The sequence below is a fragment of the Microcystis sp. M_QC_C_20170808_M3Col genome (assembly GCF_007095505.1).
Taxonomy (GTDB): Bacteria; Cyanobacteriota; Cyanobacteriia; order Cyanobacteriales; family Microcystaceae; genus Microcystis.
Map to the genome: position 1 here is coordinate 1 of NZ_SFBY01000314.1, position 6,293 is coordinate 6,293.

Sequence of the window (6,293 nt, forward strand, 5' to 3'; positions counted from 1 at the left end):
CCCAAGCACTTACGAATCTTTTGTTGACAGTAATCCCTGAGTGCGAGGAGGATTTAGAACAAGGATCAGCTATTACGGTTGAGCCAAGCCGTATTCGTATTCGTCGTTTACCATTAGTGCGATCGCCGATCTGGTAGGGTGCGTTAAGGAAATGTAGTGCATCCTATTTTCGTCCTGTGATGATAAAGTTGAGGTGTACCGATACTGATAATCATCGTTGCCCAGTTCCGAATGCCATTACCTCAAATTGTTATTGATACCAATGTCATTGTTTCAGGGCTGAGATCTAGACGTGGTAGTGCATTCCAACTGCTTACCCTTATAGATACGGGACAATTTGATATACACTTGTCAGTTCCCCTTGTCTTGGAATACACGGACGTTTTGTTGCGGGAGTTACCAAATCTTTATTTGAGCAGAGAAGAAGTAGATGACCTAATTGATTTCTACTGCTCGGTTGGTATACCTCATGAAATTTTCTTCCTTTGGCGACCCTTCTTACGCGATCCCAAAGACGATATGGTATTGGAGCTTGCAGTCAAGGCAGGATGTCAGAGTATAATTACATATAACACTCGTGACTTTGCTGGCGTTGAGCAGTTCGGGTTAAGTCTGCTTGAGCCGTCGGAGTTCTTACGCTTGATAGGAAAATTACCATGAGTATTGTTCAAGTTCAAATTCCTGACTCATTACAGAAAAGCTTGTGTGACCTTGCAAGTCGCGATGGAATTTCTATTGATCAATTTATCTCTACTGCGATCGCTGAGAAACTTTCAGCATTGATGACAGAAAATTACCTAATAGAGCGGGCGAAAAGGGGTGATAGAACGAAATATGAGGCAATTTTGGCAAAAGTTCCTGATGTAGAGCCAGAAGCCTATGACAAGATACCGACTGTCTAACTTCACCGTTAGCTTGACTTCAACCCTGCAAAAATTAAAACCCAAAAAGCCATTTGTAGATATAGTTAAGAAATTTCAATATATATGTCTCCCCAAGAACTTCAACAGTGTGATCGCCGATCTTGTAGGGTGCGTTCCCTAATGTGGCTCCCACTGCTCCACTGATCGATTTTTGGGGAACGCACCATGCCCATTGATTGAAGTTGTGGGTTTAGGTGCGATGCCGCCCTTCGACGTAGCTCAGGCCAAGTCTGGTGGGCCCAGTTGGGGAATGTTAGCGAAGATTACCGATGTTTAGGTTAAAATAGAGGGCAAAAGTTGCCACAGGGTCAAGCCAATGACAGTTCGACAACCCCGCTATAGCAAAGAAGAATTTGCCCAACGAGGCGATCTCATTTATCAAACGCAAATACGCCCACAGGTCGAATTGGGTAATCAGGGCAAAATTGTAGCAATTGACCTTGAAACTGGCGACTTTGAAATTGATGCGCGTGAAATATCTGCTTGCAATAGACTCGAAGCCCGTCACCCAGATGCTCAAATCTGGATTGTTCGAGTCGGTTCTCGCTATGTTCGCCGATTTGGTGGACGTACAAAGAGATTAGTATGATCGCAGGAATCGTTAACGCGGATTTTGAGGCGATTATTTCACTTTCGATATGTGACTCTGAAGGAAATATTTACGCGCAAGATGCGATCGTTGATACAGGTTTTAATGGTTGGCTTTCATTGCCACCAGACCTAATCGATCAGCTAAACCTGAAATGGAAAAGACGAGGACGTGCTATTCTTGGTGATGGTAGCGAATGCGTTTTTAATGTCTATGAAGCTGTCGTAATTTGGGACGGAGATTATTTAACCATACCAATTGATGAAGCTGATTCGGAACCTCTAGTTGGAATGTTATTAATGGAAGGCTATCAACTCACGGTTCAAGTGTTTGAAGAAGGAAGGGTAGAAATCCGCAAAGTAACTGCCGGCTAACTTTACCGCTAGACTTACTCAAAAGATTAAGAAATGCAAAACGCTCGACTAAATCTATCTGGTTGGGTAGTATATAAATGGAGCTCGGCTCAGGGGTAGTCGTATGACTGCCGCACCAAACCGCACCAAAACTATAGCATGATTAACTGCCAATCCAACTTGAAAAACCCGCTCCCTTCTCCCCCACTGCTGTAACAAAAAACAACTATCCCCCGATAGCGATCGCTAAAGGTCGAATAATTGTAAATTTTTGTCAATGGGTGCGGTCAGATCGAAGAATCATCGCTAGAATGAGCCTAATTGTCAGAAATTTAGTTAAACAAGGTTTTTGGCAATAGGCTAATCTGGCTAACACGCTTTTGGTCGTGATATAGGGAAAACTTCTGGCGATTACGCCTATCTCTTGGTATGATATATTTATAGTTCCATATCTCTGGACAAAAATTTTTAAATTTATAAAAGTTGATCTAAATTCCGTGATTACTATCTATCAATTAAAGCCAGCTTTTCAAAAGATATTGAGTCCGCTAGTCAAGCAACTAGCGAAACAAGGAATCACGGCGAATCAAATTACCACATCTGCTGCTGTCTTATCAGTATTGATGGGAATAGCAATTGTCCTTTGGCATTGTCAGCGCTGGCTACTGTTGCTGATGCCTTTGGTACTTTTTATGCGAATTGCACTGAATGCGATTGATGGGATGTTAGCCAGAGACTACAACCAGAAAACATCGTTAGGTACTATCTTAAATGAACTAGGAGATGTAATTTCTGATACTGCCCTCTACCTTCCCTTTGCCTTAATACCAGGAGTTTCTAGTATTTTGGTTGTCCCAATTGTCTTACTGTCAATCATCAGTGAAATGACTGGAGTTCTCGGGGTTACAGTGAGTGGAAAAAGACAATATCAAGGGCCAATGGGCAAAAGTGATCGTGCTTTTTTATTTGGTATAATTGCTTTATTATTAGGATTAGGATTGACAGCAGGAAAGTGGTTAGATTATATTTGGATTACCACAATCTTACTGCTATTTTCGACAATTATCAATCGGGCTTACAGCAGCTTAAAGGAATTAGAGTATCATGGTTTGGACGAAGCCAGCAATTAATGTTATCTGGGGGTTAGCAGGGGTATTTATCCTATTAATACTAGCGACTCTCATAATTCAGCTTCTCTCCCTAACTTTGCCAGAGAGAAATTATACAGAACTGAAGCAACGAGTCAAATCTTGGTGGGCAATTACCCTTCTTTTCTCAACTTCTCTCATCCTCAGTCCTGGAATAGCTGTGATCTTTTTTGGTTTTGTCAGTTTTCTGGCCCTGAAAGAATATTTATCTCTAATTCCGACACGGCGGGCAGACCGTCGCGTCTTGTTTTGGGCTTATTTAGCAATCATCTTACAATATTACTGGATTTACAGTCGGTGGTACGGAATGTTTTTAGTATTTATCCCAGTTTATATGTTCCTTATCTTGCCGATGCGGATGGTAATTTTAGGAGAAATACACGGTTTTCTCAAGGCAATAGGAACTCTACATTGGGGATTGATGCTGACAGTATTTAGCATCAGTCACGTCGCCTATTTATTAAGGCTACCACCCGCAGGTAATCCCATAGCTGGCGGTGCTGGATTGTTACTGTATCTTTTATTTTTGACGGCTCTGAATGATATTTCCCAGTACTTGTGCGGAAAAAGTTTGGGAAGACATAAAGTTTTACCGACAGTTAGCCCCAACAAAACCTGGGAAGGCTTGCTAGGAGGGATAATAACGACAATAGTATTGGCAGTAATTTTGGCTCCTTGGTTAACTCCGTTTAATTTAACTCACGCATTCTGGCTGGGGTTACTATTGGGAATTGCCGGTTTTATTGGTGATGTTACTGTATCGGCTCTGAAGCGAGACTTAGGAGTTAAAGACAGCGGTAATCTCTTACCAGGACACGGTGGTATTCTTGATCGTATTGACAGTTTAACTTATACTGCTCCCCTATTTTTCCATTTTACTGTTTACTTTTATTTCCGGGGGATGTTAGCTTGAATAAGTTACTGCGATTGTTGTTTTTTGGTTGCGTGGTTAGACTGATTGTCTTGGTCATTATCGGACTAAGAATCAGTCACAAAGAGAGGCTACCAAAATCGGGACCAGCGATAATTGTTGCCAACCACAACAGCCATCTCGATACCCTGGTATTGATGACACTCTTTCCCTTAAGGTTATTAGACAAATTGCGTCCAGTAGCGGCGGCGGACTATTGGTTAAAGAATCCCTGGCTGACTTGGTTTTCTCTAAATATTATTGGTATCATTCCCTTAAGACGCGAAATGGGGAATGTTCGCGAGCATCCTCTAGACAGTTGTTCTCAGGCATTAGTGCGGAGAGAAATTCTGCTAATCTATCCTGAAGGCTCTCGCGGCAATCCTGAATCTTTAACTAGCTTTAAGAGTGGCATTGCCCATCTAGCGAAACGGCATCCAGAAATCCCCATCTATCCAATTTTCTTGCATGGTTTAGGCAAGACACTTCCCAAAGGTGAAGCTTTATTAGTCCCTTTCTTTTGTGATGTTTGGCTTGGTAATCCTCTCCATTGGACTGGCAATAAACAAAGCTTTATGGATTTGTTAAATCAGTCAATACAAGAGTTGGCATCATCAGGAAATTTTTCTGCTTGGCAATAAAAAAGTTCTTGATTTTTCTTGATTAAACGAAGGAATTAACCATGAATTCTCAAACCTTACCTAGCTATGATTCACTAAGTCGTCCGCTGCCAATTTGGCATCCTAAAGCCATCTACTACAGCCTTGTAAGATTGCTGTTTCAAACCATCGGGCAACTTTCAGACGGAATTCGTCTGGGCTTGAAATACGGCTTTGATTCAGGAGTCATGTTAGAGTATGTTTATCGCAATCGTCCCAGCGGCATTACCTGGTTTGGCAAGATAATTGACCGTGTTTATCTCGACTCCCAGGGATGGCAGGGAATCCGTCAACGTGGGGAAATTCTGAAAAGCGTATTGCGTCAAGTTATCCAAGATAATTTTGAGCAAGGGGTAACAACTAACCTCCTCGATGTTGCTTGTGGTGGTGGCCGCTATGACTTGGAAGTTTTGCTAGATTTTTCGGGTGGTGCAGTGAATGCTTTATTGCGAGATTACAAGGCAGAAAATGTGCAAAAAGCGCAAGAATTAGCTCTCCACCTTGGCGTATCAGCAACTATCGAACAAGCTGACGCTTTTAACGATGACGACTTAAACCGGGTCTTACCACCGCCTAATTTAATTGTCGTCTCGGGACTCCACGAAATATTACCAGATAATGAGTTAATTCGTCAGCATTTCCAGCAATTATATCGTCTTCTTGAACCAGGCGGGACGCTCATTTTTACCATTCAACCCTACCACCCCCAATTAGAGTTTATTGCCAGGGTATTAAATTCTCATACAGGTAAACCTTGGGTGATGCGCCTGAGACCGCTAGAATTAACCGAAGCATGGGCAACTGATGCGGGTTTTCAAGATTTCCAGGTACAGATGGATAACTTTAATATTTTCGGGGTCGTCAAAGCGAGAAAGTGAAGTCAGCGAAAACTCATTTTGTAACTATTCAGGTCTAGGGGTTGACAAAGAGAGAAAAATCAGCAGTGGGGATAAGAGAGACAACCGTATTCAAGGGGTGATGGACAGAGGCCAAAGCCTGACGGAAGAAAGTTAAAACCGAACGGCCTTGGGCGCGACAAGACTGAATCACGGTCAATAAACGGGCAGTATCGACAAAGCCACTGAAGGAGCGAGAACCACCAGCTATCTTGCGCTTAGTTACTCCCAAACGCAGAGAACGCTCGGCTCGGTTATGATCGGGAGAGACTTGAGGATGATCGAGGAAATACCACCACTGATGGGACTTGTCCAGCAAGGATTTCAGCAATAAACCTGCAGCATAACCCGCCTGGGGTCGCCACACAGCTAAAGCTTGCTCTAACCGCAGCGATCGCCGATCTTGTAGGGTGCGTTCCCTAATGTGGCTCCTACTGCTCCAGCGATCGATTTTGGGGAACGCACCATGCCCATTGATTGAAGCTGTGGGTTAAAGTGCGGTGTGGGCTAATCTGGCTAACACGCTTTTGGGCGTGATATAAAGATAGTATGGGTGACGGTTTATATGATGACGGAGAATGGATATGTGGGGGATGTCTTTCAGGCATTGCTTACCCCCGCTAAAGGTTAAAATGATTATGAAGCAATAGAATTACTCTAATGAAACTAGATCGTATTACGAGCAATCCAAACCGTATGAATGGGCAACCCTGCATCCGTAATCTTCGCCTTACGGTTCGTCGAGTGATTGAGCTACTGGCAACTTATCCCGATCGAGCAGAATTACATCAAGAGTTTCCGGAACTGGAGGATGA

General features: G+C 43.0%; 10 protein-coding genes. 9 read left to right on the forward strand and 1 reads right to left on the reverse strand.

Annotated features, from left to right (window positions below; genetic code table 11):
- Nucleotides 1–231: 231 nt before the first annotated feature.
- The 8 genes from EWV84_RS14385 (at nt 232) to EWV84_RS14420 (ending at nt 5,460) form a co-directional block, all read left to right on the forward strand.
- Entirely contained in the window at nt 232–660 is a 429-nt protein-coding gene (locus tag EWV84_RS14385) for a putative toxin-antitoxin system toxin component, PIN family (protein ID WP_287078535.1), read from the forward strand.
- Entirely contained in the window at nt 657–902 is a 246-nt protein-coding gene (locus EWV84_RS14390) for a toxin-antitoxin system HicB family antitoxin (protein WP_287078536.1), read from the forward strand. The genes EWV84_RS14385 and EWV84_RS14390 overlap by 4 nt, the downstream gene beginning before the upstream one ends.
- A 337-nt stretch (nt 903–1,239) precedes the next feature.
- Entirely contained in the window at nt 1,240–1,512 is a 273-nt protein-coding gene (locus EWV84_RS14395; protein WP_002757090.1) for a hypothetical protein, read from the forward strand.
- Entirely contained in the window at nt 1,509–1,886 is a 378-nt protein-coding gene (locus EWV84_RS14400; protein WP_287078537.1) for a clan AA aspartic protease, read from the forward strand. The genes EWV84_RS14395 and EWV84_RS14400 overlap by 4 nt, the downstream gene beginning before the upstream one ends.
- A 476-nt stretch (nt 1,887–2,362) precedes the next feature.
- Nucleotides 2,363–2,995 (forward strand): CDP-alcohol phosphatidyltransferase family protein, encoded by a 633-nt coding sequence (locus EWV84_RS14405; protein WP_002768800.1) that lies wholly within the window; start codon nt 2,363–2,365, stop codon nt 2,993–2,995.
- Nucleotides 2,970–3,926 (forward strand): phosphatidate cytidylyltransferase, encoded by a 957-nt coding sequence (locus EWV84_RS14410; RefSeq protein WP_286825951.1) that lies wholly within the window; start codon nt 2,970–2,972, stop codon nt 3,924–3,926. The genes EWV84_RS14405 and EWV84_RS14410 overlap by 26 nt, the downstream gene beginning before the upstream one ends.
- On the forward strand, nt 3,923–4,564 hold the full coding sequence (locus EWV84_RS14415) for a lysophospholipid acyltransferase family protein (protein ID WP_012265433.1): 642 nt from the start codon (nt 3,923–3,925) through the stop codon (nt 4,562–4,564). The genes EWV84_RS14410 and EWV84_RS14415 overlap by 4 nt, the downstream gene beginning before the upstream one ends.
- A 41-nt stretch (nt 4,565–4,605) precedes the next feature.
- Nucleotides 4,606–5,460, forward strand: a complete 855-nt coding sequence (locus tag EWV84_RS14420) for a class I SAM-dependent methyltransferase family protein (RefSeq protein ID WP_002768795.1) — start codon at nt 4,606–4,608, stop codon at nt 5,458–5,460.
- Nucleotides 5,461–5,494: 34 nt separating this feature from the next.
- Here EWV84_RS14420 and EWV84_RS14425 read toward each other — a convergent pair whose 3' ends face one another.
- Entirely contained in the window at nt 5,495–5,845 is a 351-nt protein-coding gene (locus EWV84_RS14425; protein WP_002796839.1) for an IS66 family transposase, read from the reverse strand.
- A gap of 293 nt (nt 5,846–6,138) precedes the next feature.
- On the opposite strand from EWV84_RS14425, the gene EWV84_RS14430 reads away from it, so the two are divergent.
- A partial coding sequence (locus tag EWV84_RS14430; RefSeq protein ID WP_287078538.1) for a DUF433 domain-containing protein occupies nt 6,139–6,293 on the forward strand: 155 nt, incomplete at its 3' end.

Excerpts from the sequence above, each read along its gene's own strand:
- EWV84_RS14385 (WP_287078535.1), top strand. The coding sequence starts at position 232 with ATGCCATTACCTCAAATTGTTATTGATACCAATGTCATTGTTTCAGGG.
- EWV84_RS14390 (WP_287078536.1), top strand. The coding sequence starts at position 657 with ATGAGTATTGTTCAAGTTCAAATTCCTGACTCATTACAGAAAAGCTTG.
- EWV84_RS14395 (WP_002757090.1), top strand. The coding sequence starts at position 1,240 with ATGACAGTTCGACAACCCCGCTATAGCAAAGAAGAATTTGCCCAACGA.
- EWV84_RS14400 (WP_287078537.1), top strand. The coding sequence starts at position 1,509 with ATGATCGCAGGAATCGTTAACGCGGATTTTGAGGCGATTATTTCACTT.
- EWV84_RS14410 (WP_286825951.1), top strand. The coding sequence starts at position 2,970 with ATGGTTTGGACGAAGCCAGCAATTAATGTTATCTGGGGGTTAGCAGGG.
- EWV84_RS14420 (WP_002768795.1), top strand. The coding sequence starts at position 4,606 with ATGAATTCTCAAACCTTACCTAGCTATGATTCACTAAGTCGTCCGCTG.